Source organism: Sulfitobacter sp. 1A13421 (assembly GCF_043557285.1).
GTDB classification, from domain to species: domain Bacteria; phylum Pseudomonadota; class Alphaproteobacteria; order Rhodobacterales; family Rhodobacteraceae; genus Sulfitobacter; species Sulfitobacter faviae.
Window position 1 is genome coordinate 440,143 of record NZ_JBIFFQ010000001.1, and the last position, 25,308, is coordinate 465,450.

Here is a 25,308-nt window from a genome sequence, read left to right on the forward strand (position 1 = left end):
TCCATGGCGATCTCTGCCACGGCGGCCCTGTGGTTTCTGCCCTTCGTCCTGCCGATCTGCTTCTATGTCGCCTTCACCGACATGAAGCAGATGCGCATTACCAATCAGGCGGTCTTGGTGCTGACCGCGATCTTTGTGCTACTGGGGCTGTTTCTGCTGCCCTTTGACACCTATCTCTGGCGCCTGCTGAGCCTTGTCGTGGTTCTGGTGGTCGGCATCGTCCTGAACGCCGCCGGGATCATGGGGGCCGGTGACGCAAAATTCGCCGCCGCCGCCGCGCCCTATATCGCATGGGGCGATCTGCGTCTCTTAATGATGCTTTTCATGGTCACCCTTCTCGCCGCGGCAGCCACGCACCGCGGGGTGAAATACACCCCCCTGCGCCGTCTCGCGCCCGATTGGCAAAGCTGGCAGGAAACCAAGAAATTCCCCATGGGCCTCGCCCTTGGGACCACGCTGGGGCTCTATCTCATCCTGGGCGCGCTCTACGGGGGCTGAACGCCCCCGCCCTGCCGCAAACTCTCTTTTCAGCGGGCAAATGCGTCCACATTCACGCCATATTCAAGATTTACCGTCCAGTCTGACCGACAAGCCGCACCGCCGCATGACTTTCCAAGGAAGCCATTGATGAACGCCCCGACCAGCACCGTGCTTGCCCCGCCGCCCCCCAAGCGGTTGGAGGATATGAAGCTGCCCATCGTGATGATGCGCGATATCCTTCTGAAAACGATCTTTCGCAAGAACGTCGAGATGGTCAGCGATCTGGCCCAAGCGCTCTGCCTGCCGATCCCGGTCACGCAGGAGATGGTGGATCAAGCTCGCAGCCAGCGCCTGATCGAAGCCACCGGCACGCTCAGCGCCACCAGCGGCAATGAGATGGGCTATCAACTGACCGACGCGGGCAAGGCGCGCGCATTGGATGCACTGGCGCAGTCGGAATATTTCGGCGCCATGCCCGTCCCGCTTGAGGTTTATCGCGAGCAGGTCAAACGCCAATCCGTGCGCAATCTGCAAATCACCCGTGACCAGTTGACCGGCGCCATGGGCCATTTGGTGCTGCCCGACAGCCTGCTGGATCACCTCGGCCCCGCCGTCTCTGCCGGGCGGTCGATCCTGATGTACGGCCCGCCGGGAAACGGTAAATCCAGCATTTCCAATGGCATACGCGACGCGCTTGGCGATCGGGTCTATGTCCCCCGTGCCATCGAATACGCAGGCCAAGTCATCACCGTCTATGATCCGATCGTTCATTCCGCCGCCGAGGCCGAGGTGCAAGACCCAACCTCCTTGCGCCGGATCACGCGCTATGACGCCCGCTATGTCTGCTGCGAACGCCCCACCGTCATCACGGGCGGCGAGTTGACGCTCGACATGCTCGATCTGGTCTACAACCCCACGGCGCGGACCTATCAGGCGCCGCTGCAACTCAAGGCCACGGGCGGCATCTTCATCGTCGACGACCTTGGCCGCCAAAAAGAGCCGCCGCAAAGCATCATCAACCGCTGGATTGTCCCGCTGGAGGAAAGCAAAGACATCCTCGCCCTGCAATCGGGCGAGAAATTCGAGGTGCCCTTCGACACGCTGGTGATCTTCTCTACCAACTTCCACCCGAACGAGATTTTCGACCAAGCCGCCCTGCGGCGTATCTTTTTCAAGATCAAGATCGACGGGCCGGACCAAGAGAACTTCCTCAAGATCTTCGCCATGGTCGCCCGCAAACGCGGCATGCCGCTGGACGAGGCGACGCTGGTTCATCTGCTCAAGGTGAAATACCCCACCATCGACAATGTCTATGCGAATTATCAGCCGAATTTCCTGATCGACCAGATGATCGCGATCTGCGATTTCGAAGGCATCCCCTATCAGATGAACCCCGATCTGGTGGACCGTGCATGGGCCAATATGTTCGTTCGCGATGAGGTGATCGTTAAATAGCCTTCGCCGCTGGCACCGCGCCCTGCCGATACTACATTGGGTGCATGCGCGCCCTACCCCCAAAATTCGCCGATTGGTTCGCCCAGAACGGCTGGTCTTTGCACCCGCACCAGCAAGAGATGCTGGACCGTGCCGAGGCCCCCGCCCTGCTGCTCATCGCCCCCACAGGGGGCGGCAAAACGCTGGCCGGTTTCCTGCCAACCCTCGTCGATCTGGCCGAGAATGATCACGAGGGGATGCACACGCTCTACATCTCGCCGCTCAAGGCGCTCGCGGCGGACATCAAACGCAACCTCACACGCCCGGTCGAGGAGATGCGCCTGCCGATCCGCATCGAAGACCGCACCGGCGACACCTCGCAATCGCGCCGCCGCCGCCAACGCGCCGACCCGCCGCATATCCTGCTGACCACCCCCGAAAGCCTCGCCCTGCTGACCTCCTATGAGGACGCCGCGCGCACCTTTCGGGGCCTCAAACGCGTGGTGATCGACGAGATCCACGCGCTGGCCGAAAGCAAACGCGGCGACCAGCTGATGCTGGCGCTGACCCGGCTGCAAGCGCTGTGCCCCGATCTTAAGCGCGTGGGCCTCTCGGCCACCGTCGAAGACCCTTCGGCCATCGCCCACTTGATGGCCCGCCACCCCGACCCCTGCGAAGTGCTCTTGGCCGATCCCGGCCCCGCCCCCGACATCCAGATGCTGCGCACCGAGGAAGCTCCGCCCTGGGCCGGCGGCGGCGCGGCCTATGCGATCCCCGCGGTCCTCGAACAGGTGCGCCAACACAAGACGACGCTGATTTTCCACAACACCCGCGCGCAGGCCGAGATCTTCTTCCACAAACTCTGGCTCGCCAACGAGGACGCCCTGCCCATCGCCATCCACCACGGCAGCCTCGACCGCGCGCAGCGCGAGAAGGTCGAGGCGGCGATGGTACACGGCGATCTACGCGCCATCGTCTGCACCGGCACGCTTGATCTGGGGATCGACTGGGGCGACGTGGACCTCATCATCCAGATCGGCGCGCCGAAGAACGTGAAACGTCTGGTCCAGCGCATCGGCCGCGCCAACCACCACTACAATGCGCCCTCCAAGGCGCTTCTGGTCCCCGCCAACCGCTTCGAAGTGGTGGAATGCGTCGCCGCCCTAGAGGCGGTTCTCGAGGGCGCGCTCGACGGCGACCCAAGGGGGGACGGCCCGCGCGACGTGCTCTGCCAACACATCCTCATCACCGCCTGCGCCGGCCCCTTCGACGCCGAGGACCTCTTTGCCCAAATCCGCACCGCCGGCGCCTATTCCAACCTCTCGCGCGCCGCCTTCGACGCCTGCCTCGACTTCTGCGCCACGGGGGGCTACGCGCTGCGCGCCTACGACCGCTGGCAAAGGCTGCTGCAACGCCCCGATGGGCAATGGCAACTGCGTGACCCCCGCGCCGCGCAACGTATCCGCATGAACATCGGCACCATTCAGGACACCGACAAGCTCAAGGTCCGCATGAAACGCAACCGCGGCGGTAAGCCCCTAGGCGAGATCGAAGAAGGCTTTGCCGCCACGCTGACCAAAGGCGACACCTTCCTGATCGGCGGGCAAATCGTGCGCTACGAAGGGCTGCGCGAAACCGTGGTCGAGGTCAGCCGAAATGCCGCCAAAAAGCCGAAAGTGGCGACCTTTGGCGGTACGAAATTCGCCACCTCCACCCAGCTTTCGGCCCGCGTGCAACAAATGTTCACACAAGACAGCTGGCCCGAACTGCCGCCCCACACCGCCGAATGGCTCAGCCTGCAACGGGAGGTCAGCCAACTGCCGCAGCCCGGCACGCTGCTGGTGGAAAGCTTCCCCCATGACTTTGCCGAACAGACGGTGTTCTACGGCTTTGCCGGACGCAACGGCCAACAAACGCTCGGCCTTCTGCTCACCAAACGCATGGAAGACCTCGGCCTGCGCCCCTTGGGCTTCGTCGCGACGGACTATGCCACGCTGATCTGGGGGCTCTCCCCTGTCGACGACCCGGCACCGCTGCTTGATCCGACAGTGCTGCACGAAGGGCTCGACAGTTGGCTCGCGGGCAATGCCGTGATGAAACGCACGTTTCGCGCCGCCGCAACCATCGCCGGGCTGATCGAGCGCAACAGCCCGCAGGCGCGCAAATCCGGACGGCAAACGACCTTCTCCAGCGATATCCTCTACGACACGCTGCAACGCTATGAACCGGACCACCTAATGCTCGACATCACCCGCGAAGAAGCCCTCAGCGGGTTGGTGGATTTCGGCAGAATCGAAGAAATGCTCGGGCGAATTGCCGGGCGGATCACCCATCGCAAGCTCTCCCGCGTAAGCCCCCTGGCCGCGCCGCTGTTTCTCGAAATGGGCCGCGTTCCGGTCGAAGGCGCCGGGCAGGATCGTCTGTTGGCAGAAGAGGCGGAACGTTTGATGGAAGCATCCGGCCTCGCGCAACTCACCCCGCCGCCCTCGGATCAGCCGCCATGGCGGGATGGTCGTTGAACATGAGCGTTTCGCGGGCGGAGAGGTTCTGCAAGGTATTTGAAAAAGGATGAAGATGATTAAGGGATCTTTAACTAAGGTGGCGCATCCTCCTCTCGCGGTACAGGCCGAGGAGCCGATGACCGCAAAGGATGAAGGCGCGTCTCCGGTCCGGTGACCACCCGATCGCGGGGCGCGCTTTCTGCAATTCATCCTTTCTTAAATACCTCTGCGCTGACCTTTCCATCTGCGCAACCTTCGCGTTTGGCCCCTTGCCAAATCAGTGCCGATCTCAGATGAACAAAGGATGAACGGACTTGAATTTTCATTCGCCGGGGCCGGGCTGACTGCGCTTGGTTCTGGCGCGCTTTGGTGGGGCGAAAGGGATTTGCTTTGTGTGAGCGACCTTCACTTGGGCAAGTCGGAACGGATCGCGCGGCGCGGCGGGTCGGCGTTGCCGCCTTATGAGACGCGCGATACGTTGAACCGGTTGGCGGCCGACCTGTCTTTCACGCAGGCGCGGCATGTGATCTGCCTTGGCGATAGTTTCGATGACCTTGGCGCGGCGCGGGCACTGCCAGAGGAAGAGCGGCTTTGGATTCTCGGCCTGCAGGCCGGGCGGCGGTGGGATTGGATCGAAGGCAATCATGATCCGGGCCCGGTTGGGTTGGGCGGTACGCATTTGGGTGAGTTGGCGCTCGGCCCGCTGACCTTTCGGCATATTGCGGCGGAGGGGACCTCCGGCGAGGTGTCGGGGCATTATCATCCCAAGGCATCGATCCGCGCGCGGGGCCGCAGCATCTCGCGTCCGGCGTTTTTGTTTGACAGCAAGCGGCTGATCCTGCCTGCATATGGCACCTATACCGGCGGGCTGCGCAGCCAGTCGCGGGTACTTTGTGATTTGATGGGGCCAGAGGCCTGTGCGGTGCTGACGGGGCCGCACCCTGTGGCGATCCCCATGCCCGGAAAGATGCGATGATGGACGATCAGATTGAACGCCGGGTGCGGGAGAGTTTTGCCAAGCAGACCATGATGCAGACCTTGGGGGCCGAGATCATCGAAGTGCAGTCGGGTCTGGTCAGGGTTGCCGCGCCGGTCCTGCCGGGCGCGATGCAGCAGCAGGGTTTTGGCCATGCGGGGCTGACCTTTTCCATCGGCGATTCCGCGGCGGGCTATGCGGCCTTGAGCATGTTGCCGCCGGAAATGGATGTCGTGACCTCGGAGATCAAGATCAACCTTCTGGCTCCCGCTCGGGGAGACCGGCTGATTGCCACGGGCCGGGTGGTGAAACCGGGCCGGCGGCTTTGTGTGGTCACGGCGGAGGTGCATGCGGAAACGGATGGCGCGGCCAAGCTCATCGCCATCCTGCAGGGCACCATCGTGCCGGTGCCAGGCGCTTAAGCGATCAGCCCTTCGGGTTCTGCCAACCCGTTGGCACGGCAGCAAGCGGTGACCGTATTGGCCAGCAGGCAGGCGATCGTCATCGGCCCGACCCCGCCGGGCACCGGGGTGATGGCCCCGGCGCGCTGGCTGGCGCTGTCGAAGTCCACGTCGCCGACCAGTTTGGTTTTCTCGCCGGTCTCGATCCGGTTGATGCCCACGTCGATCACCGTGGCGCCCTCTTTGATCCAATCGCCGGGCACCATCTCGGGGCGGCCAACGGCGGCGACCACGATATCGGCGCGGCGCACCACTTCGGGCAGATCGCGGGTGCGGCTATGCGCGATGGTCACCGTGCAGCTATCGCCCAAGAGCAGCTGCGCCATCGGTTTGCCGACGATGTTGGAACGGCCAATGACCACCGCGTTCATACCCGTCAGATCGCCGTGATGGTCCCGCAGCATCATCAGGCAGCCCAGCGGGGTGCAGGGCACCATGCTTTTCTGCCCTGTGCCCAGCAGGCCGACGTTGGAGATGTGGAAGCCATCCACGTCCTTGGCGGGCGAGACGGCATTGACCACGCGGGTTTCGTCCAGATGATCCGGCAGCGGCAGTTGCACGAGGATGCCGTGGATCTCGGGGTCGTTGTTCAACGCGTCGATCAGCTTGAGCAGGTCGTCCTGATCAACGGTCGCGGGCAGCTTGTGTTCGACCGACTTCATGCCGACTTCGCGGGTCATCTTGCCCTTGGAGCGGACATAGACTTGGCTTGCCGGGTCTTCGCCGACCAGCACCACGGCGAGGCCGGGGGTGACACCGTGATCCGTCTTCAGCCGGTCGACATGGCCCGCGACCTTCTCACGCACCGTTGCTGCAAAGGCTTTGCCATCTATGATTGTCGCTGCCATATCCGTCTCACTTTCGCTCGCTGCAGGTTGAACATGCTCTACATCACCGCGACGGCGGGTCATTGCAACCCGCCTTAGAACAATCCCTCCACATCGCCATCGGCGTTGAGCTTGATTGCCTCGGCAGAAGGCACCCGCGGCAGGCCCGGCATGGTCATGATCTCACCGCAGATGACGACAACGAAGCCCGCCCCTGCCGAAAGGCGCACCTCGCGGATGGGTACGCTGAAACCGGTGGGCGCGCCGCGCAGGTCGGGATCGGTTGAGAAACTATACTGGGTCTTGGCCATGCAGACCGGCAGATCGCCATAGCCCTGCGCCTCCCAATCCTTCAACTGGTTGCGCACCTTTTGGTCGGCCAGCACTTCATCGGCACGGTAGACACGTTTGGCGATGGTCTCGATCTTTTCGAACAGCGGCATCTCGTCGGCATAGAGCGGGGCGAAATTCGCGTGATCGCCATCGGCGATCTCTGCCACGCGGGTGGCCAGATCGGCGGAGCCTTCCGAGCCCAACTCCCAATGGCGCGAGAGGATCGCCTCGGCCCCTTGAGCCGCGACATAGTCCTTCACAGCCGCCACTTCGGCGTCGGTATCTGTGACGAAATGGTTGATCGCCACGACCACGGGTACGCCAAAGGATTTCACGTTTTCGATGTGGCGGCCAAGGTTGGCGCAGCCCTGTTGCACGGCCTCGACATTCTCGGCCCCTAGATCGGCTTTCGCCACGCCGCCGTTCATCTTCATCGCGCGCACCGTGGCGACGACGACCACCACCGAAGGCGCCAGCCCCGCCTTGCGGCATTTGATGTTCATAAATTTTTCGGCCCCGAGATCGGCGCCAAAGCCTGCCTCTGTCACCACATAATCTGCCAGTTTCAACGCTGTGGTCGTGGCGATGACCGAGTTGCAGCCATGGGCGATATTGGCGAAGGGCCCGCCGTGGACGAAGGCGGGGTTGTTCTCCAACGTCTGCACGAGGTTCGGCTGCATCGCGTCTTTCAAAAGCACCGTCATGGCCCCATCCGCCTTGATGTCGCGGGCATAGACCGGACTACGGTCGCGGCGGTAGGCGACGATCATCGCGCCAAGGCGCTCTTGCAGATCGGTGAGGTTCTTGGCCAGACAGAGGATCGCCATGACCTCGGAGGCCACGGTGATGTCAAAGCCCGTCTCGCGCGGGAAACCGTTGGGCACACCGCCCAAGGAGGCGGTGATCTGGCGCAGGGCGCGGTCGTTCATGTCGACCACCCGGCGCCATGTGACGCGGCGGGTATCGATCTCCAACTCATTGCCCCAGTAGATGTGATTGTCGATCATCGCCGCCAGCAGGTTGTGGGCGCTTGTGATGGCGTGGAAATCGCCGGTGAAATGCAGGTTCATCTCTTCCATCGGCACCACTTGGGCGTAGCCGCCGCCCGCGGCCCCGCCCTTCATCCCGAAGTTCGGCCCCAGCGAGGCTTCGCGGATGCAGACCGCCGCCTTTTTGCCGATCCGGTTCAGCCCGTCGCCGAGCCCGACGGTGGTGGTGGTCTTGCCCTCCCCCGCCGGGGTTGGGTTGATCGCGGTGACGAGGATCAGCTTGCCGTTCGCGCGCTCCTGCACAGAATCGATGAAGGATTGGCTTACCTTCGCCTTGTCATGGCCATAGGGCAGCAGGTCGTCGCTTGAGATGCCCAGCTTCGCGCCGATCTCTTGAATAGGGCGTTTCGCCGCTTCGCGGGCGATTTGAATGTCGGTTTTGAAAGCCATGAGAATCCCCTGTTGCCGTTGGTGGCGATCTTTATTCTTTAGCCATAGCGCGACAAGCCCCAGACGGGGGGCCGTGTTTCCGACACTCAAAGTTCGCGAAACGGCGCGCGCTTAGCCCAGATGCGGCCAGACCGGCTGGTTCGGCACGAAAAGCCGCAGCGTGTCGCCCAGACTCAACGGCCCCTCCCGCTCGACCCATGCGGTCACGCCGCGTTTGCCTTGGGCGGCGGCTTTGAAGGTTTTGCCATGGCCGGGGGCCTCCACCTCGATCTCACGGGCCGGCAGGTTGCAGGGGCCGTTTTCGATGTCCACGACCAAGGTGGTGCCATGCTCGTTTTGCAGCCGCGACCCCGGCGGGACAAGGGTGAAATCCGGGATCCCTTCAAGGATGATCGAAGCGCCCAGCAGGGTCGGGTCGAGCTTGGGAAGGTCGATGGCGGCGGCGATCTCGGCCATCTCTTCGGCGGAGAGGATGGAGAGTTGACGCGTGTTGCGTATCTCCGTCCCCTTGGCATGCAGGTTGCGCACGCGCACGCAGGCGGGGCGGGTCAGCCCTGCGTGAAAATCACCTTTGATGCCCGCATAGGTCGCAAAGGCCTGCTCCACCGCGACCGAGCGGATGTTTTCGCGGTCCTGAGGGACCATGCCCAGCCAAGTGATCCGGGCGGTATGGTCTGTCTTGCGTAGTTCGGGCATGGGGCGTCCTTTTGGCGTGGTTTGCTATGGCATCCTATGCCTATTGCCGGATCAGATGCACCTTGAAACCGCCCCCGCTCAATGAGGCTTTGGCAAGGGCGCCCGCCGTGTAGACAAGCGCCATCCCGAAAGATTTGAGATAAAAGGGCGAGACATAGCCCGGCCCCATGACAACGCGGTAGGACATATCGCAGACCACCGAAGCCCCCTGCTCTCGGCTGCTTTGCGTCGCGATCTTCACCACGCGGCGCCCATCGTAGAGCGACAGCGGCGCGGGGCAGCTTTTGCCGGTGGCAAGAGCGGCGAAAAGCTCGGGCGGGAAGAGGACGCCGGCAGGCACCGCCTTGGCATCCGACATTTTCGTCATTTCCGATGACGGCGTGATCTTGACCGAGGTGACCTGCCGCCCCGCCCGTTCAATCGCGATATCGCGCGTCTCGCTCCCCCGGTTGGACCCGAGATAGCTCACCGCGGTGCCACGCGACTGGGTGACCGCCTTGAAGCTGCCGTTCTTGATGCCGAAGGGCGCGTTGTCGAGCGACAGCAGGAAGGCCGCGTTCCGGCTTTGCCCGTTGAACTGCAAGGTCCCGAGCTGCCGCCCGCCTAAAGCGACAGCATAGGTCTGCGGCTCGGCCCAGACCGCTCCGGCGGTGAAGGCGAGTAGAAGGGCGAGGGCAGAAAGGATGCGTCGCATAAGACCCGGCTTGTTCCAGAATTCCGTTCCTGTCTAACGCGATGGCGACTGTGAAGCGATAGTGGAATTCCCGGCCCGACCGGAGGGAGTGTCGAAAACGAAAAGACCCCGCCGAAGCGGGGTCTGTCATATGTCGCAGGTCGGATCAGACCGAAGGTTCAGGTTCCATCCCGCCATCCTTCGGCGGGGTCTTCTTGCCCTTCGCCTTGGGGATCGCGGTGACGCTCGGCGCGCTGCCGGTGTCGGAGTTGTCGTCGTCGGAATCCTCTGCCGGCGGCAGGCCGTCCATGACGCGTTTGATCTCATCGCCGGTCAGGGTCTCATATTCCAGCAGACCTTGGGCCAAACGCTCGAACTCCACCTCTTTCTCGGTGATGATCTTCATCGCGCGATCATAGCCGTCTTGGATGAACTGCTGCACCTCTTTCTCGACCAGTTCCTTGGTATTGGCCGAGACGGAGAAACCCGCAGTGTTGCCCTGATAGCCCTGCGCGGCTTCGGAATAGTCGATGTTGCCGACCTTATCCGACATGCCCCATTGGAGCACCATCGCACGCGCCAGCGCCGAGGCTTGCTGGATGTCGCCCGCCGGACCGTTGGAGACCGAGTCCGGCCCGTATTTGTGGATTTCCGCCGCCTTGCCCGCCATGGCCATGGCCAGACGCTGGTGGCATTGGTCCTTAAACATGTTCAGCCGGTCGATCTCAGGCAGGCTCATCACCATGCCAAGCGCGCCGCCGCGCGGGATGATCGTGGCCTTGTAGACCGGGTCGCACTTGGGCAGCGTCATGCCAACCAGCGCGTGACCGGCCTCGTGATAGGCGGTCATTTCCTTCTGCTCGGCGGTCATCACCATCGACCGGCGCTCGGGGCCCATCATCACCTTGTCCTTGGCCTGTTCGAAATCGACCATAGTGACGAAACGCCGGCCGACACGGGCGGCCATCAGCGCGGCCTCGTTCACGAGATTCGCAAGGTCAGCACCCGAGAAGCCCGGCGTGCCGCGCGCGATGATGCGCAGGTCGACGTCCGGCCCCAGCGGGGTCTTGCGGGCATGCACCGAAAGGATCTTCTCGCGGCCTTTGATGTCGGGGTTGGGCACAGTGACCTGACGGTCGAAACGGCCCGGACGCAGCAGCGCGGGGTCGAGCACGTCGCGGCGGTTGGTCGCGGCGAGGATGATGACGCCCTCGTTGCTCTCGAAACCGTCCATCTCGACCAGAAGCTGGTTCAGGGTCTGCTCACGCTCATCGTTGCCGCCGCCATAGCCTGCGCCACGGTGGCGACCGACGGCGTCGATCTCGTCGATGAAGACAATACAGGGGGCGTTCTTTTTGGCCTGTTCGAACATGTCACGCACGCGGCTCGCACCGACACCCACGAACATCTCGACGAAGTCGGAGCCCGAAATGGTGAAGAAGGGCACGCCAGCCTCGCCCGCAATCGCACGGGCCAGCAGCGTCTTACCGGTGCCCGGAGGGCCGACCAGCAGCGCGCCTTTGGGGATCTTGCCGCCGAGGCGGGAGAACTTCTGCGGGTTGCGCAGGAATTCGACGATTTCCTCAAGCTCTTCCTTGGCCTCGTCAATGCCCGCCACGTCGTCAAAGGTCACACGGCCATGCTTTTCGGTCAGCATCTTGGCTTTGGATTTGCCAAAGCCCATGGCCCCGCCCTTACCGCCGCCCTGCATGCGGTTCATGAAGTAGATCCACACGCCGATCAGCAGCGCGATGGGCAAAAGCGACATCAGGAAGGTCTGGAAACCGGATTGTTGCTGGGGGCGCGCTTTGACGGGGATGTCGTTGTCGATCAGAAGCTGGGTCAGCTCGGCATCGCCGGGTTTGATCGTCAGGTAGTCGGCACCATCCGCTTGGCGGAATCGCACTTGCTCACCATCCAATGTCACATTTCGGACATCACCATCCTGTACGGAGGTGACGAATTCGGAATAGCTGACTTCGTTGTTTTGCAGCGACCCGCTGGACCCGCTGAACAGGTTGAACAGCGCCAGCACAAGCAACATCAGGACAACCCAGAAGGCGAGGTTACGAACATTTCCCAAGGGAATTCTCCTAAATTCACATGGCCGCGGGCAAGTCCCGCAACCCAAGGGGCGCCCGTTCGGGCAACCACCATACTAAGATAGACATGATGCGCTCATGTTCAATGCGATAATGGCGCGGTTTTGTTCCATTCCGCGCCGCTTTCGCGCCGGACATGCCATTTCTGGTCCAGCCCGGCAAGGGGCGCGGCAAGCAGCCGCGGGCCCTGCCAGATGGCCGGGGTCGACAGCAAGGCGGCACGGGGTCGCCCAAGGCTGCGCCAATCGGGGCATTGTGCCAGCCCCTCGGGGCCAAGCGCGCGCAATTCGGCCACGGGCGGCAGCCCTTCGGGGGGAATCGCACGCCAACGCCCGTCCCAAAGCTGATCCGCAGGCACGCGCAGATCGCGCACCGCGTTATACTCGCGAAAGATCCAGATTTCACCGCGCCGGAGCAGCGCTTGACAGCCCGCCAGCGTGGCCGCCTGCCCTTCCGCTAGCCCCGCGATCAGGGCGGCCACGGGGCCGCGGCGCGGGGGGTAAGCGCCGCCGTTGATCTGCCCGAGCGCGCGGAGCATCAGGCGGCGGCGGATCTCTTCCGGCTCGGCGAAAAAGGCATCGGCCTGCATCACCTGCGCGCCCGCCTCCATACGCAGGATATCGCCCGCGGCGCGATCGGTTTGGGCGTCCAACGCCGCCCGGGCGGTGGCCATGTTGCGCGCGACCTCGGCCAAAGTCTCTACATCGATGCCAAGCGGCGCGAGGGCATCGAGGCTTTGGCGGGTTTTGATCCGGGCATAGCGCGGGTCATCGTTGCTGGGATCTTCGACCCAGTGCAGCCCCGCCCGCCGCAGATGATCGCGCAGGGCCGCGCGCCGGGCGAAAAGCAGCGGGCGCAGCCATGTGACACCGAACCGTTCGCTGCGCGGTGCCATGGCCGCAAGGCCATCGACCCCCGACCGCCGCGCCAAGCGCATCAGCACCGTCTCGGCCTGATCGTCCGCCGTATGGCCAAGGGCCACGACGGGAAGCCCGCGCCGCACGGCCCAATCGGCCATCAGGCGATAGCGCGCCTCACGCGCGGCGTTTTGAAGATTGCCCTGACCGTCCCAATCGCGCCAGTGCAGGGTCTCATGGGCCAACCCCAGTCGGGCGGCATGGCGCGCGACCATGGCGGCCTCTTCCGCCGCTTCCGGGCGCAGCCCATGGTCGACGGTCACGGTCTCAAGATGGCTGCGCGTCGCCGTCGCCAGCTCATGCAGAAGCGACAGCAGCGCCATGGAATCGCCCCCGCCTGAGACGGCGACGCCAAGGCGGGGCGGCAGCGCGCCGCCCAAGCCCGAAAGCAGCCCCTCGGTCAGCGCTGCATCAGCCGGTGCGGCGGGTGCAGTCATCTGCGGTCAGGAACAACCCAGCGTCTGGCGCTGCGCCTCGGCTTGGCTGACCTGCGGGGCATTCGGGAAGCGCACGGCGACTTCCGAGAGGGTCACGCAGGCCTCTTGGGTCTGCTCCAACACGCCAAGGGCGCGGCCCAGCTCGAAGAGCGACCGCGGGGCCACCGGCCCTTCGGGATCGGTGCTGAAGGCCGCGAGATAGGCGCGCGCTGCTTCGCGGTTGTCGCCCAGACCGGTCAGGGCTTCGCCCCGGCGCATCTCGGCCTCGGCGGCTAGCGGACCGCCGGGGTAGGTCGTATTGAAGGACGCAAAGAGGTCGGCGGCGCTGCGAAAGTCACCCGATGCGAGCGCCTCCTGCGCCCGCTCGAAATCGGCCTTCTCGCTGACCGCCAGCTCTGCTTCGTTGATCGGGGTGATGATGCCGCCGGAAGCGCCCGCATTGCCGTTGCCGGGGGTCACTTCGACCACCTCACGGCCCGCTTCGGGGGCGGGGGACGCTTCGGGGGCGGGGGCTGCCACGGCGGGCGCCTCCCCTCCGCCGAGGGTCGACGTCTCACCCAAAGCGCCCAGATCGCCGCCCTCAAGCTCGACCAAACGGTACTCCAGATCGCCGATCCGGTTGGTGCCATCGGCGACGATCCGGTTGATGCGGTTCTCCATCTCCTCTGTCTTGGAGGTGAGGCGCTGCAACTCGCTCTCCATGGTGCTGACCCGTTCCAGCACCGAATTGCCCCCGGTTTCGACAGAGGCCCCGCCGGTGGTCGACAGCTCGCGGCGCAGCTTTTGCACCTCGACGTTCAGGACGGTCAGTTGCTGGCGGATGTCCGCCAGCGTCTGATCGTTGTCCTGCGCCATAAGCGCGGCGGGGGCGGTCATCAGCCCCATCACGGCCACGAAGATATATCGCTTCAGCACATCAGCCTCCTTGGATTGGTCATTGCTTGGACGGTTGCCGCGATCAGCTGGTCAGCGCGCCGCCAGCCAGCACGGTCACCGCGCGGCGGTTCTTGGCATAGCAGGCCTCGGCCGAGCAGATCTCGATCGGGCGTTCTTTGCCGTAGCTGATGGTCTTGAGCCGCGACGCCGAGATCCCGCGCGAGATCATATATTCGCGCACCGCATTGGCGCGGCGGCCACCAAGCGCGATGTTGTATTCGCGCGTGCCCTGCTCATCGGCATGGCCTTCGATCACGGCTTGGTAATCGGAATTGGCTTGCAGCCATGCGACCTGCCCGTCAAGCGTGGCGCGGCCTTCGTCGGTCAGGGTGGATTGGTCGACCAAGAACAGCACCCGGTCGCCGACGGCCTGCTGGAAATAAGCGGTGGAGGTCGGGTCATTCGCGCTGCCCGGCACCACGCCGGCGTTGACCCCGGCCCCTGCATTTGCCCCGCCCATGCCATCGGCACCAAAGCGGTCAGGGTTGGTACAGGCCGACACGGCCAATGCGGAAATCAAAAGCGTGCTGGTCAGAATGCGTTTCATGGGGTCTGCCTTCTATGTGGTGGCGTTATCGTTGCTGGTATTAACACAGGCGCGGGATCATTGGAATTGCCCGCACCCGTGGGTGGCATGGGGAAACCTTAGTCTTGCAGCGGTGACCACGAGGGGTCAGAACCGCCTTCGGGCGTGCGCACAGGCTTGAGGTTGCGCCCCGAAATATCGACGGAATAGAGCGAGGAGGACCCGCCCGCCCCTTGGGTTTCGCGCGCGAACATGATCACCCGCCCATTGGGGGCCCAAGTCGGCCCCTCATCGAGGAAAGAGGCGGTCAGCAGACGCTCTTCCGAGCCATCCAGCCGCATGACACCGATGTGGAAGCGGCCCTTGTTCTGCTTGGTGAAGGCCACCAAATCCCCGCGCGGCGACCAGACGGGCGTGCCGTAGCGCCCCTCGCCAAAGGAAATCCGCGTCGCCTCGCCCCCGGTGGCGGGCATGACGTAAAGCTGCGGGCTGCCGGAACGGTCACTCTCAAAGACAATCCGGCTGCCATCGGGCGAGAAGCTCGGCGCCGTCTCAATCGCAGGCGTGTTCGTCAGGCGCACCGACTGGCCGCTGTTGATGTCCATCGAATAGATATCCGTGTTGCCGCCTTGGCTCAGCGAATAGACCACCGTCTGACCGCTGGGCGAGAAACGTGGGGCAAAGGCCATGGAGCCTTCGGCGCTTTGCAGCGCGCGGCGTTGGACGGTGCCGATGTCGAGCACATAAATGCGCGGGAAGCCGCTTTCATAGCTGGTGTAGAGCACACGGTCCCCGCTGGGCGAAAAACGCGGCGCCAGCACGATGGAGCCGGAGTCGGTGAGGTATTTCAGGTTCGCCCCGTCATAGTCCATCACGGCCAGACGTTTCTGGCGATTGTCCTTCGGCCCGGTCTCGGAGACGAACACCACGCGGCTGTCGAAATAGCCACCCTCGCCGGTGATCCGGCTGTAAACCGCATCGGCCACCTTATGCGCCATGCGCCGCCAGCCGTCGACGGTGCCGCTGAATTGCAGACCGCCCTGCCCGCTGGCATCCAGCAACTCCTCACCCGAGAAGACGTCATAGACGCGGAACTTCACGTTCACGCTATTGCCGGTGACATTGACAGCCCCGGTGATCAGCGCCTGCGCGTTGATCGCCTTCCAGTCGGCATATTCGACCGGCGCGTTGAAGTCGCTCACGGTGGAGATATAGGCGCTGGCCGGAATCTCGCGGAACAGGCCAGTGCCGGTCAGATCGTCCGAGACGACGCGGGCGATGTCGACGGCCAATTGCCCCGCCTCACCGCTTTCGGGCTGAAAGCTGGGGACGGCAAAGGGCAAGGGTTCGATGGTCGGGTCGTCAATCACGATGCGCAGCGGCTCGGCGCGCGCGGTGTCCGGGGCCGCCGCGAAGACGGTCGCGGCCCCCAGTGCCAGAAGTCCCAGAAGTCTCGTCAGCATGTTATCGGCTCCTCATTGGATCGAATGTCATCTCGATGTCTTGCCACTGGCTGTATTTCTCCTGTGGCAGGTCGTAGCCGCGGCTGCCGCAGCGGATGATTGCACGTTTGGCCGCCTCGAAGGCCTGCCTTGCTGCGGCATCGCCACCGCCCGAAGCGCTGAGCATCCGGATCGACCCGATCACCGGCGTGCCGTCCTGATTCATCTGCAGCCCCACGATCACCGTGGTCCGCGCCGCTTCGGTCGACAGCGCGCCGATGTTCCAGCAGGCCGAGACCGCGACACGCAGGCTCTCGCGCTCGCCCGACGACAGCGGCGGGCCGCTCGGCACCGGGGCTTCGGCCTCCGGCTGGCCCAGGACCTCGCTCAGCGCATCGGCGATGGCGTCGTCGGTCGTGTCCTGCGCGGGTTCCTCGGCGGGCTCCGGCGTGGGCTTCTCCTCAGGTTCCTCCGGGGCCTCGGCCACCTCGACGGGCGGCGGCGGGGCCGGACGGCGACCGGGCGGACGGGCCGAGGCCGCCGGGGCCTGATCGGCCTCGGTCACGATCTCGGTCGTGCTGTCCTCAGGCGTCTGCGCCTCTTGCGGCTCTTCTTCGACGGCAACTTCCGGCTCGGCCTCGGGCTCGGGCGCGACGGCGGGCTGTTCGTCAAGGTCGGGGCGCGCTTCGGGCTCGGGCGGGGCCACGGGCTCGGGCGCCACGCGCGGGGCCTCGCGGGGGCGGGCCTCGGGGGCGATCTCGGGCACCAGAACGGCGGTGTCGCCGATGGGTTCGATAAGCTCGGGCGCGCTGTCGTCCACTTCAGTCTGCGGAGGCAGTTCCAGCTCGGTCACCTCGGGCGGCGTGTCCTCCGGCGGGGTCTCTGTTTGCACCGGCTCGGGCTGTTCGATCTGCGTGTCCGGCTCGGCGGTGACCTCGGGTGCCTCCTCGCTCGGCGCGGGCAACGCGGGCTGAGCCACTTCGGTGGTCGAGGCGGGCGGCTGCTGGGCCGAGACGAGCGCGTCATATTCCGCCGCCGAGATCACCGAGACCTCGGTCATCTCGACCGGGTCCGGCTCGGAAGTGAAGATGTTCCCGAGCAGAAGCCAGCCGATAAGACCCAGATGCCCGGCACCTGATATGTAATGCCCGGTATGCACCGCTCAGCCACCCGACGTGTCGCTGCCGTCCATCGCCGGACCGCCGATGTCGGTCACCAGACCGATGTTGGAAAATCCGCCCGCGTTGAGCGCGCCCATGACCTCCATGACCTGCGCATAGGGCACGGCGCCATCCGCGCGCAGGAAGACCCGGTCGCTGGCCCGCTCCGCCGCGATGGCGCGCAGCTTGGTCACCAGCTGGTCGCGTGGCGTGTCGGTGGTCTGGATCTGCACCGCGCCTTGGGCGGTGACGGTGACGGTCAGCGGCTCTTCCTGCTCGGCTGGCAGGGCCGTGGCGGCGGTCTTGGGCAGTTCCACCGGCACGCCGACGGTGAGGAGCGGGGCCGCGACCATGAAGATGATCAGCAGCACCAGCATCACGTCCACGAAGGGCGTGACGTTGATCTCGGCCATCGGCTGGGCGCGGCCGCGCCGCCGCCCCTTGCCGCCTTGCTTTTTCATGACACCCGCACCCATGGCTTAGCTGTCCAACTGGCGGCTGAGGATGGTCGCGAATTCGTCCGAGAAGGCCTCGTAGGTGCCGAGGATCCGGTCACTGTCGGCGCTCAGCTTGTTGTAAAAGACCACCGCCGGGATCGCAGCGAGAAGGCCGATGCCGGTCGCCAGAAGCGCCTCGGCGATGCCCGGGGCCACGACGGCGAGGTTGGTGTTCTGCTGGGCTGCGATCTCGATGAAGGAGTTCATGATGCCGAAGACGGTGCCGAAGAGGCCAACGAAAGGCGCGGTGGAGCCCACGGTCGCCAGTACCGGCAGGCCCTTCTGCAGGCGCTCCGCCTCCTTGGCGATGGCCACGTCCATAGAGCGGTCGATCCGCGCGGTAGCACCGGGGATGAGCGCGCCATCCTCGCGGTGGGAGCGGCGCCATTCCGACATGCCGGCGGCAAAGATCTTCTCCGATGGCCCATCGGGATCGGCGCCGATGGTGTCAAAGAGACCGTCGAGCGGCTCACCCGACCAGAAGGCCTGATCGAACTGCGCCGCCTCGGCGCGGGCGCGGCGGTATTGGATGGTTTTCTGAATGATGATCGACCACGACCAGAAAGAGGCCCCGATCAGCATGATCATTACAAGTTTGACCGTGACCGTCGCCTTAGCGAACAGACCCCACAGGGAGAAATCGATCCCCTGTGCCAATGCCAGCGTCTCTGCTTCCATTTAACTATGCTCTTTTACTGCCGCCCCTTCGGGGCATTCTGCCTCTGGGTTCTATCTCTGGGCCCTATTTTCCGGCCTCAATTTGGAGCAAAGCTAACGGACTGCAACCGAGATTGCCAGAATTATGGTATCACGCTGCCGGATCGCCGTCCGACAGGCGGAGTTTCGCTGGCAAACGTGTGGGTTTACCGGCTGTCGTCATGCAAACGGCGGTGACCTTGGCGCGAAAGATGACCTTGCCGTCGCGCAGCACGTCTTGGTCGAACACCCAACGCACGGGCCCTTCGGCCTGATGGGTGGTCTGCACCTCCAGCCGGTCGCCAAAGCGCGCAGCGCCGAGGTAATCCGCCTCCACCCGCGTCACGACAAAGACCAGCCCCTCATCGCGCATGGCGCGTTGATCAAGGCCGATCTGTTCGACGATATCAGACCGCGCCCGTTCGATATAGCGCAGGTAGTTGGCGTAATAGACGACACCCGCCATATCGGTGTCTTCATAGAAGATGCGGACCGGGAAGCTATGGCTCATGACGCCACCTGCACCCGCGCGGCAAGGCGCAGCGCGTGGCTAGCATCATTGGCGGCAGGCGGCATCACCGGGTCATAGGCGGCGCGGATCACATCCGCCACCTCGGGGCGCAGCACCAGCGCGTCATCGGCCATCGCCAGCGGGGATTGCTCCTGAAAGGCATCCTCGGACCACAAAAGGATGACCTGCACCGCTTGGCTCAGCGCCAGCACCTGCGCAGACATGTCTTGCAGGCTCTCGTCCATGCGCAGGAAGACGAAAGCCGCCTTGATCGCGCCGTTCTCGTCGAAACGGAAGAAACGGTACTGGTTCGCCCCCGCGGCCTGCAGCCGCTCGACCTGCGCCGCGAGGTCGGGCACCAGCCCATCCATACCCGGCACGTCGAGCAGTTCCGCCCAATCGGCGAAGAAGAACATCATCAGGTTGCTGCCCAACTCCGGGTCGGTTTCGGCCATGTCGTGACCGGCAAGCTTGGCCACCGCTTCGAGCGCGCCTTTCACCACCGGCAGCGCCTCTTCCTCGATCCCAAAGGCCACGGGGGCGATGGGGCGGCCCCAGCGGGCAAAGGCGAACTGCCCGTCGCGGCGGGTGAAAAGGGTCTCGATCTGCTCTGCGGTCATCGTCATCTGGTCTACCTTCGCTCCGAAACGTCAGCCGAAAAGGTCGCTCTGCCCCTTTGGCGCGGCCATGCCAAGATGGCTCCACGCCTTGGCGGCCAACATCCTGCCGCGCGGGGTACGCTGGATCAGCCCCTGCTGCAACAGGAACGGCTCAATGACCTCCTCCAGCGCATCGCGGCTTTCCGAAAGTGCGGCGGAAAGCGTCTCGATCCCCACCGGGCCGCCTTGATAATTCTCAGCCATCAGCCTCAGGTAGCGCCGGTCCGCCCCGTCAAGGCCGAGATGATCGACCCCGAGCCGGGTCAGCGCCATATCGGCCAACTCGCGCGTCACGCGACCATCGCCTTCGACCACGGCGAAATCCACCACCCGGCGCAACAGCCGCCCGGCGATGCGCGGCGTGCCGCGGGCGCGTTTGGCAATCTCGCGCGCGCCGCCTTCGTCCGCCGGGGCGCCGAGCTTGCGGGCGTTGCGGTCGACGATGATGTAAAGCTCGTCCTCAGTGTAGAACTGAAGCCGCGTCGGGATGCCGAACCGGTCGCGCAGCGGCGTGGTCAGAAGCCCCATGCGGGTGGTCGCGCCCACGAGCGTGAAGGGCTGCAATTCGATCCGCACGGTGCGCGCGGCGGGGCCTTCGCCGATCACCAGATCAAGCTCGAAATCCTCCATCGCCGGGTAGAGCACCTCTTCGACCGAGGCGTTCAGTCGGTGGATCTCGTCGATGAAGAGCACGTCGCGGGCCTCAAGATTGGTGAGGATCGCGGCGAGGTCCCCGGCCTTGGCCAGCACCGGGCCGGAGGTCATGCGAAAGCCCACGCCAAGCTCGCGCGCCATGATCTGCGCCAGTGTCGTCTTGCCCAAGCCCGGCGGCCCGTGAAACAGCGTGTGATCCATCGCCTCGCCGCGCTGGCGGGCGGATTGGATGAAGACCGACAGGTTCGCCCGCGCCTCCGCCTGCCCAACGAATTCGCCAAGCATTTGCGGCCGCAGCGCGCGGTCGGTGTCTTCGGGCAGCGGGTCGGGCCGCACGGTGGGGTCGATGTCGGTCATAGGGCCTCGTTATGCCGTAGGCTGCGTGGTTCTTCCAGCGGAAGGTTCACGCACCAACCGCCGCGCGCATTCGTGCTCACCCCTTCGGCGCCAGCAGCTTGAGCGCCGCGCGAATGAGCGCCTTGGTATCGGCCTCGGGCGTCTCGCCTGCCGCCTGCGCCACGGCGCCCGCCGCATCGCCCGGGGCATAGCCAAGGTTACCGAGCGCCGAAAGCGCCTCGGACTGGGCAGAGGCATTGGGGGCGGCAGGTTTCGGCGCGGGGCGCGGGGCAGCGGCTTCGATCACCGCCTCGTCGGCGGCGGCCTCAGTCTCGCCCATGGCGTCGGCCACGGTGCCGGTCATCGCCATGACGCCGGGCGCCTTGTCCTTGAGATCCAGCACCACGCGCTGCGCGATCTTCGGGCCGATGCCCTTCGCGGCCTTCACCGCGTTCCAATCGCCAAGCGCGATGGCGCGGCTCACGCCATCCGGTCCCAGCGTGCCGAGGATCGCGAGCGAGGCCTTGGCACCCACCCCCTGCACCGAGGTCAGTAGCCGGTGCCATTCCTTCTCTACCAGCGTCTGGAAGCCGAAAAGCTGCATCAAGTCCTCGCGCACCACGAGGTCGGTATAAAGCGCGACAGCCTCGCCCACGCCCGGCAGTGCGGCTATGGTCCGGTCGGAGACATAGACGAGGTAACCCACCCCGCGCACGTCGATCAGCACGTGATCGGCAGCGCGGTAGTCGATGCGGCCCGAAAGCTTGCCGATCATGCGCTTGCCCTCGCCACCGCTTGGGCCAAGGTGCTCGCCCCGCCGTGATGCGCGTGACAGATTGCGATGGCCAGTGCATCGGCGGCATCCGGCCCCGCAATCTCGATCCCCGGCATCTGCATCTTAACCATATGCGCCACCTGTCCCTTATCCGCATGGCCGACGCCGACCACGGTTTTCTTGACCTTGTTGGGGGCATATTCGCCCACCGTCAAACCAAACTGCGCGGGCACCAGCATGGCGATGCCCCGCGCCTGCCCCAGTTTCAACGTCCCGGCCCCGTCCTTGTTCACGAAGGTCTGCTCAACCGCTGCCGCTTGGGGCCGCCATGCCGTCAGCACGCGCGTAAGCTGCCCATGCAAGGACAAGAGCCGCGCGCCAAGGTCGTCGCCTTCGGAGTGACAGATGCCATTGGCCACATGGGCGATTCGGCTGCCCGAGACGTCGATCACGCCCCAGCCCAGATTGCGCAGCCCCGGATCTATGCCGATCACCCGTATCATCTCTGCCCCTCGATAAAATTGTTGCTTTTTTGGTGCACTAGCACGAAAGGCGAACATCGCAAAGCCCTGATGCGCGGCGGGCACTTTGCGACAGGCGCTCTGTCGCTTTTAAACCGCGGTGTCGAATTGCGCCTCTCCATGGTTCAAAACCGACATGCCGGGCGGTGAATTTTTCCCGTAATGAGAGTGGGTTAACCCTGTTTTCGACCCATGCAAAAAACGCAAGCCTCACTGTCGTTTTTGAGGGATTGCGCGGGGCGAATTTCGGGCATACTTGCCGAAAATTCCGTTCGGTAAGGAAGGCCACCCGCCCCCCCTGCCGACGCAACCTGAGATCAAACAAAGGACGGCCCCATGGCAGCTTTCGACACCACCCGCACCGCTTACGGCTCCCCCTCGGCCGTCACCCGCATCCTTGGCTTTTTCGGCGCCTTCTTCGCCGCGGTTGAGGCTTGGCAAGACAGCCGCGCCACCCGCAAGGCGCTGTCGGACCTGACCGATCTCGAATTGCAGGACATCGGCTTGATCCGGGGCGACATCGACCTTGTGGCGCAGAACCACTTCGTGCGTTGACCCTACGGGATAGGCACCAGCCCAATTAGAAAAGCCGTAGCGGAGAGCCTCCGCTACGGCTTTTTCTTTACGCAAGAGGCGATGCCCCGTTACCGCATGATCGGGCCGGTCAGCTCGGCCAATGTCTGGGTCACCGGGTCGATGGCCATCATCTTGGCGCCGATCTGCTCAAGGTTCGACCCATTGGCGAGGCGCGAGAGACGTTCGTTATAGGTCACCGGGCCGATCGCGGCGAGGGTGAAGGCTTTAAAGCCGAAAAACACCAGTACGATCAGGAAAAGCCCTGTCATCGGGAACCCCCGGCGGGCGCGTTTCGGCAAGACGGAGATCAACCCGTCGCGTCCGACGCGGGTAACATATCCTCGTTCAAGCTTCCGATGCTTGCGCCCCAGAAGTTCGATCCGTTTCGCGAATTGAGCGTGTCCTTCAGCCATCACAGCCTCCGTAGCAATCCGGCCCCCACCGTTTGCTGCCAATTTGAATAAAGTCCAAATGTGGCAACAAAGCGGCAAAAGGGTCGAATGCAACGAAAATGAGGTGTGAATTATACTTTCGTTTGAAGCGTTAGTGTCGTCCAGTCACCAATGCTCTCGCGGTGGGTCAGATTGATGCCGGATCGTGCATAAACCTCGATCACCTCTTCCGCCTGTTCGTTCAAAATGCCGGAGAGAATCGCATAGCCGCCGGGTTGCAGCGCCCCGGCCATATCGGGCGCCAAAGCGACCAAAGGGCCTTTGAGGATATTGGCGAAGACCAGATCGAAGGGCGCGGCTTCGGACAGCGCGGGATGGTCAAAGCCCGCCGCCTCCACGCAGGCCACGCGGCCCGACAGGTTGTTCGCATCGACATTGGCCTGCGCCACCTCGACCGCGACTTCGTCGATATCGCTCGCCAACACGGTTTCCGGCCAGATGCGGGCGGCAGCCATCGCCAGCACGGCAGTGCCGCAGCCGATGTCGGCCACGTTCTTGCCGTGGAACCCCTCGCCCGCGAGACGGTCCAGCGCGCGCAGGCAGCCCAAGGTCGTGCCGTGATGCCCGGTGCCGAAGGCCATGGCGGCCTCGATCAGCAGCGGCTCGCAGTCCTCGGGCACCTTGTCCGCGTCATGGCTGCCGTAGACGAAGAAGCGGCCCGCCTCCACCGGTGCCAATTCGCGCCGGACATGGGCGACCCAGTCGGTCTCGGGCAGTTCGGAGACGGTGAACTCCTTGGCGCCCATGGCCTTGGCCAGCACGGCAAGTGCTGCGGTATCGGGCGCTTCTTCGAAATAGCCGCCGACTTCCCACAGGCCCGAGCCGTCCTCGACCTCGAAAACACCCACGCCGGTGGGCTCAGGGGTCAGCCGCTCCATCGCCTCGCCCAGAGCATAGGCGGGGTCGCGGCCTTGAAGGGTGGTGAGGGCGGTGAAAGTGGGCATGGCGCGGTCCTTTGCTGCGGTGCGGTTGCGTTTCGCCTAGGGCCGCGCGCGCGCCGGGTCAAGCCATGCTGGGTTTTGCGCCTTATTCGGCGGCCTGAGGCACGACACGTTGAAAGATCGTCTCATGCCCCGGCGCGGGGTGGCGCGGGATCAGCAGCGACAGCATCAGCGACACAGCCGCCATGCCCGCCGCGAGGAAGAACACCGCCGCCGGAGAGGCCAGCCACAAGAGCCCCAAGAGCACCGGCAGGAAGACCGCGGCGATATGGTTGATGGTGAAAGCCACCGCCGCCGTGGGTGCGATATCCGCAGGGTCCGCGATCTTCTGGAAGTAGGTCTTCAGCGCCAATGCGAGGGCAAAGAACATATGGTCGATGACATAGAGCGCCGCCGCGATCACCACGCCCCAGCCGAGGTAATAGACCCCGCCGTAGGCCAGAAAGACCAAGATCAGCCCGATGTATTCCACTGCCAAGGTCCGGCGTTCGCCGAAATGACCCACCGCGCGGCCCATCAGCGGCGCAAAGAGCATATTGGCGACAAGGTTGATGAGGTAGAGCATGGTGATCTCATGCACTTCAAAGCCGAAGCGTTCGACCATCATGAAGCCCGCGAAGACCACGAAGATCTGCCGCCGCGCGCCGGACATGAATTGCAGCGCGTAATAAAGCCAGTAGCGGCGGCGCAGCACCATCTTCTTGTTCTGCACCGTTGGTGCCTCGAACTGCGGATAGGCCAGCATGGCGGTGAGTGCGATGGCGACGGTGACACCGCCGCCGATCATATAGACGATGCTGTAGCTCAGGCTCAGCGTCTCCCACAGCGCCATGATCGCGAGATAGGCCACCAACGTGGCCAGCGAGCCCGCGGCCATGAGCCAGCCGATCATCCGCGGCGCGTCCTCGATCTTCAGCCATTGCAGTTGCAGCGACTGGTTCACCGTCTCGTAGTAGTGGAACCCGATGGAGCTGAGCATGGTGATCGTCAGGATGCCGCCCATGGAGGGGAAATAGGCCGTGACCGCCGTGGCCGCGCCCAGAAGCGCGAGCGAGACCAGCCCCAGCACCTGTTCGCGCATGAAGAGCAGAATGGCGATGACGCCGATGGCGAAAAACCCCGGGATCTCGCGCACCGTATGCAACAGCCCGATGTCAGACCCGTCGAAATCGGCGACCTCGATGACGAAGTTGTTGAGCAGCGCCGACCATGTGTTGAAGGCAATCGGCATGGCCAGCGCCATGAGAAACAGCAGGGCCACGGGACGGCGCCAGAACGGCAGGCGCTTGGCCTCTTCGAGGGTGATAAAACGGGTCATGGCAGATCAATACGCCGCAGTATTCGGGTTGG

The 25,308-nt window shown here is 64.3% G+C and carries 26 protein-coding genes; 6 read left to right on the forward strand and 20 right to left on the reverse strand.

Annotation, left to right across the window (positions count from 1 at the left end):
* Positions 1–3: 3 nt before the first annotated feature.
* From ACGYLI_RS02165 to ACGYLI_RS02185, 5 genes are all read left to right on the forward strand, one after another.
* The gene (locus ACGYLI_RS02165) at positions 4–498 is read left to right on the forward strand and encodes a prepilin peptidase (protein WP_394416740.1); all 495 of its coding nucleotides are present in this window, start codon (positions 4–6) and stop codon (positions 496–498) included.
* 129 nt (positions 499–627) lie between these two features.
* Positions 628–1,935 (forward strand): ATPase, encoded by a 1,308-nt coding sequence (locus tag ACGYLI_RS02170; protein WP_394416742.1) that lies wholly within the window; start codon positions 628–630, stop codon positions 1,933–1,935.
* A gap of 44 nt (positions 1,936–1,979) precedes the next feature.
* Positions 1,980–4,433: a ligase-associated DNA damage response DEXH box helicase gene (locus ACGYLI_RS02175; protein ID WP_394416744.1), complete on the forward strand. Its 2,454-nt coding sequence runs from the start codon at positions 1,980–1,982 to the stop codon at positions 4,431–4,433.
* Between the two features lie 286 nt (positions 4,434–4,719).
* On the forward strand, positions 4,720–5,391 hold the full coding sequence (pdeM, locus tag ACGYLI_RS02180) for a ligase-associated DNA damage response endonuclease PdeM (protein WP_394416746.1): 672 nt from the start codon (positions 4,720–4,722) through the stop codon (positions 5,389–5,391).
* Positions 5,391–5,813 (forward strand): PaaI family thioesterase, encoded by a 423-nt coding sequence (locus ACGYLI_RS02185; protein WP_394416748.1) that lies wholly within the window; start codon positions 5,391–5,393, stop codon positions 5,811–5,813. Before pdeM ends, ACGYLI_RS02185 begins: the two co-directional genes overlap by 1 nt.
* Here the strand turns inward: ACGYLI_RS02185 and folD are convergent.
* The 17 genes from folD to ruvC form a co-directional block, all read right to left on the reverse strand.
* Complete coding sequence (gene folD / locus ACGYLI_RS02190) at positions 5,810–6,700, reverse strand: bifunctional methylenetetrahydrofolate dehydrogenase/methenyltetrahydrofolate cyclohydrolase FolD (protein ID WP_394416750.1); 891 nt, start codon at positions 6,698–6,700, stop codon at positions 5,810–5,812. The two genes, ACGYLI_RS02185 and folD, sit on opposite strands and share 4 nt — an antisense overlap.
* Before the next feature lie 74 nt (positions 6,701–6,774).
* Positions 6,775–8,451: a formate--tetrahydrofolate ligase gene (locus ACGYLI_RS02195; protein WP_394416752.1), complete on the reverse strand. Its 1,677-nt coding sequence runs from the start codon at positions 8,449–8,451 to the stop codon at positions 6,775–6,777.
* Between the two features lie 111 nt (positions 8,452–8,562).
* Positions 8,563–9,147 (reverse strand): MOSC domain-containing protein, encoded by a 585-nt coding sequence (locus tag ACGYLI_RS02200; RefSeq protein ID WP_394416754.1) that lies wholly within the window; start codon positions 9,145–9,147, stop codon positions 8,563–8,565.
* A gap of 40 nt (positions 9,148–9,187) precedes the next feature.
* The gene (locus tag ACGYLI_RS02205; RefSeq protein WP_394416756.1) at positions 9,188–9,841 is read right to left on the reverse strand and encodes a hypothetical protein; all 654 of its coding nucleotides are present in this window, start codon (positions 9,839–9,841) and stop codon (positions 9,188–9,190) included.
* 145 nt (positions 9,842–9,986) lie between these two features.
* Positions 9,987–11,903, reverse strand: coding sequence for an ATP-dependent zinc metalloprotease FtsH (gene ftsH, locus ACGYLI_RS02210; protein ID WP_394416758.1), 1,917 nt, complete (start codon positions 11,901–11,903; stop codon positions 9,987–9,989).
* A gap of 101 nt (positions 11,904–12,004) precedes the next feature.
* Positions 12,005–13,276, reverse strand: a complete 1,272-nt coding sequence (gene tilS, locus ACGYLI_RS02215) for a tRNA lysidine(34) synthetase TilS (RefSeq protein WP_394416760.1) — start codon at positions 13,274–13,276, stop codon at positions 12,005–12,007.
* A gap of 6 nt (positions 13,277–13,282) precedes the next feature.
* Positions 13,283–14,161, reverse strand: coding sequence for a tol-pal system protein YbgF (gene ybgF / locus ACGYLI_RS02220; protein ID WP_394417131.1), 879 nt, complete (start codon positions 14,159–14,161; stop codon positions 13,283–13,285).
* Positions 14,162–14,234: 73 nt separating this feature from the next.
* Positions 14,235–14,759: a peptidoglycan-associated lipoprotein Pal gene (pal, locus tag ACGYLI_RS02225; RefSeq protein ID WP_394416762.1), complete on the reverse strand. Its 525-nt coding sequence runs from the start codon at positions 14,757–14,759 to the stop codon at positions 14,235–14,237.
* Between the two features lie 98 nt (positions 14,760–14,857).
* Entirely contained in the window at positions 14,858–16,201 is a 1,344-nt protein-coding gene (gene tolB, locus ACGYLI_RS02230; RefSeq protein WP_394416764.1) for a Tol-Pal system beta propeller repeat protein TolB, read from the reverse strand.
* A 1-nt stretch (position 16,202) separates the two neighbouring features.
* Positions 16,203–17,339 (reverse strand): energy transducer TonB, encoded by a 1,137-nt coding sequence (locus ACGYLI_RS02235; protein ID WP_394416766.1) that lies wholly within the window; start codon positions 17,337–17,339, stop codon positions 16,203–16,205.
* Between the two features lie 3 nt (positions 17,340–17,342).
* Positions 17,343–17,816, reverse strand: coding sequence for a protein TolR (gene tolR, locus ACGYLI_RS02240; protein ID WP_209218187.1), 474 nt, complete (start codon positions 17,814–17,816; stop codon positions 17,343–17,345).
* A gap of 3 nt (positions 17,817–17,819) precedes the next feature.
* The gene (gene tolQ, locus ACGYLI_RS02245) at positions 17,820–18,515 is read right to left on the reverse strand and encodes a protein TolQ (protein WP_394416768.1); all 696 of its coding nucleotides are present in this window, start codon (positions 18,513–18,515) and stop codon (positions 17,820–17,822) included.
* Between the two features lie 130 nt (positions 18,516–18,645).
* Positions 18,646–19,044 carry a YbgC/FadM family acyl-CoA thioesterase gene (locus ACGYLI_RS02250; protein WP_322345035.1) on the reverse strand — a complete coding sequence of 133 codons (399 nt, stop codon included), beginning with the start codon at positions 19,042–19,044 and terminating at the stop codon, positions 18,646–18,648.
* A complete protein-coding gene (locus ACGYLI_RS02255; protein WP_394417133.1) occupies positions 19,041–19,664 on the reverse strand; it encodes a hypothetical protein in 624 nt (207 codons plus the stop codon). Before ACGYLI_RS02255 ends, ACGYLI_RS02250 begins: the two co-directional genes overlap by 4 nt.
* Positions 19,665–19,694: 30 nt before the next feature.
* Positions 19,695–20,714 carry a Holliday junction branch migration DNA helicase RuvB gene (gene ruvB, locus ACGYLI_RS02260; RefSeq protein WP_394416770.1) on the reverse strand — a complete coding sequence of 340 codons (1,020 nt, stop codon included), beginning with the start codon at positions 20,712–20,714 and terminating at the stop codon, positions 19,695–19,697.
* Positions 20,715–20,790: 76 nt separating this feature from the next.
* Positions 20,791–21,468, reverse strand: a complete 678-nt coding sequence (ruvA, locus tag ACGYLI_RS02265; RefSeq protein ID WP_394416772.1) for a Holliday junction branch migration protein RuvA — start codon at positions 21,466–21,468, stop codon at positions 20,791–20,793.
* A complete protein-coding gene (gene ruvC / locus ACGYLI_RS02270; RefSeq protein WP_067263543.1) occupies positions 21,465–21,971 on the reverse strand; it encodes a crossover junction endodeoxyribonuclease RuvC in 507 nt (168 codons plus the stop codon). Before ruvC ends, ruvA begins: the two co-directional genes overlap by 4 nt.
* A 354-nt stretch (positions 21,972–22,325) precedes the next feature.
* Between ruvC and ACGYLI_RS02275 the strand changes: the two genes are divergently transcribed.
* On the forward strand, positions 22,326–22,544 hold the full coding sequence (locus tag ACGYLI_RS02275; protein ID WP_209218191.1) for a DUF1127 domain-containing protein: 219 nt from the start codon (positions 22,326–22,328) through the stop codon (positions 22,542–22,544).
* 89 nt (positions 22,545–22,633) lie between these two features.
* Here ACGYLI_RS02275 and ACGYLI_RS02280 read toward each other — a convergent pair whose 3' ends face one another.
* From ACGYLI_RS02280 to ACGYLI_RS02290, 3 genes are all read right to left on the reverse strand, one after another.
* Positions 22,634–22,978 carry a hypothetical protein gene (locus ACGYLI_RS02280; RefSeq protein ID WP_271688065.1) on the reverse strand — a complete coding sequence of 115 codons (345 nt, stop codon included), beginning with the start codon at positions 22,976–22,978 and terminating at the stop codon, positions 22,634–22,636.
* Between the two features lie 110 nt (positions 22,979–23,088).
* A complete protein-coding gene (locus ACGYLI_RS02285) occupies positions 23,089–23,961 on the reverse strand; it encodes a 50S ribosomal protein L11 methyltransferase (protein ID WP_394416774.1) in 873 nt (290 codons plus the stop codon).
* 82 nt (positions 23,962–24,043) lie between these two features.
* Entirely contained in the window at positions 24,044–25,276 is a 1,233-nt protein-coding gene (locus tag ACGYLI_RS02290) for an MFS transporter (protein ID WP_394416776.1), read from the reverse strand.
* Positions 25,277–25,308 lie beyond the last annotated feature (32 nt).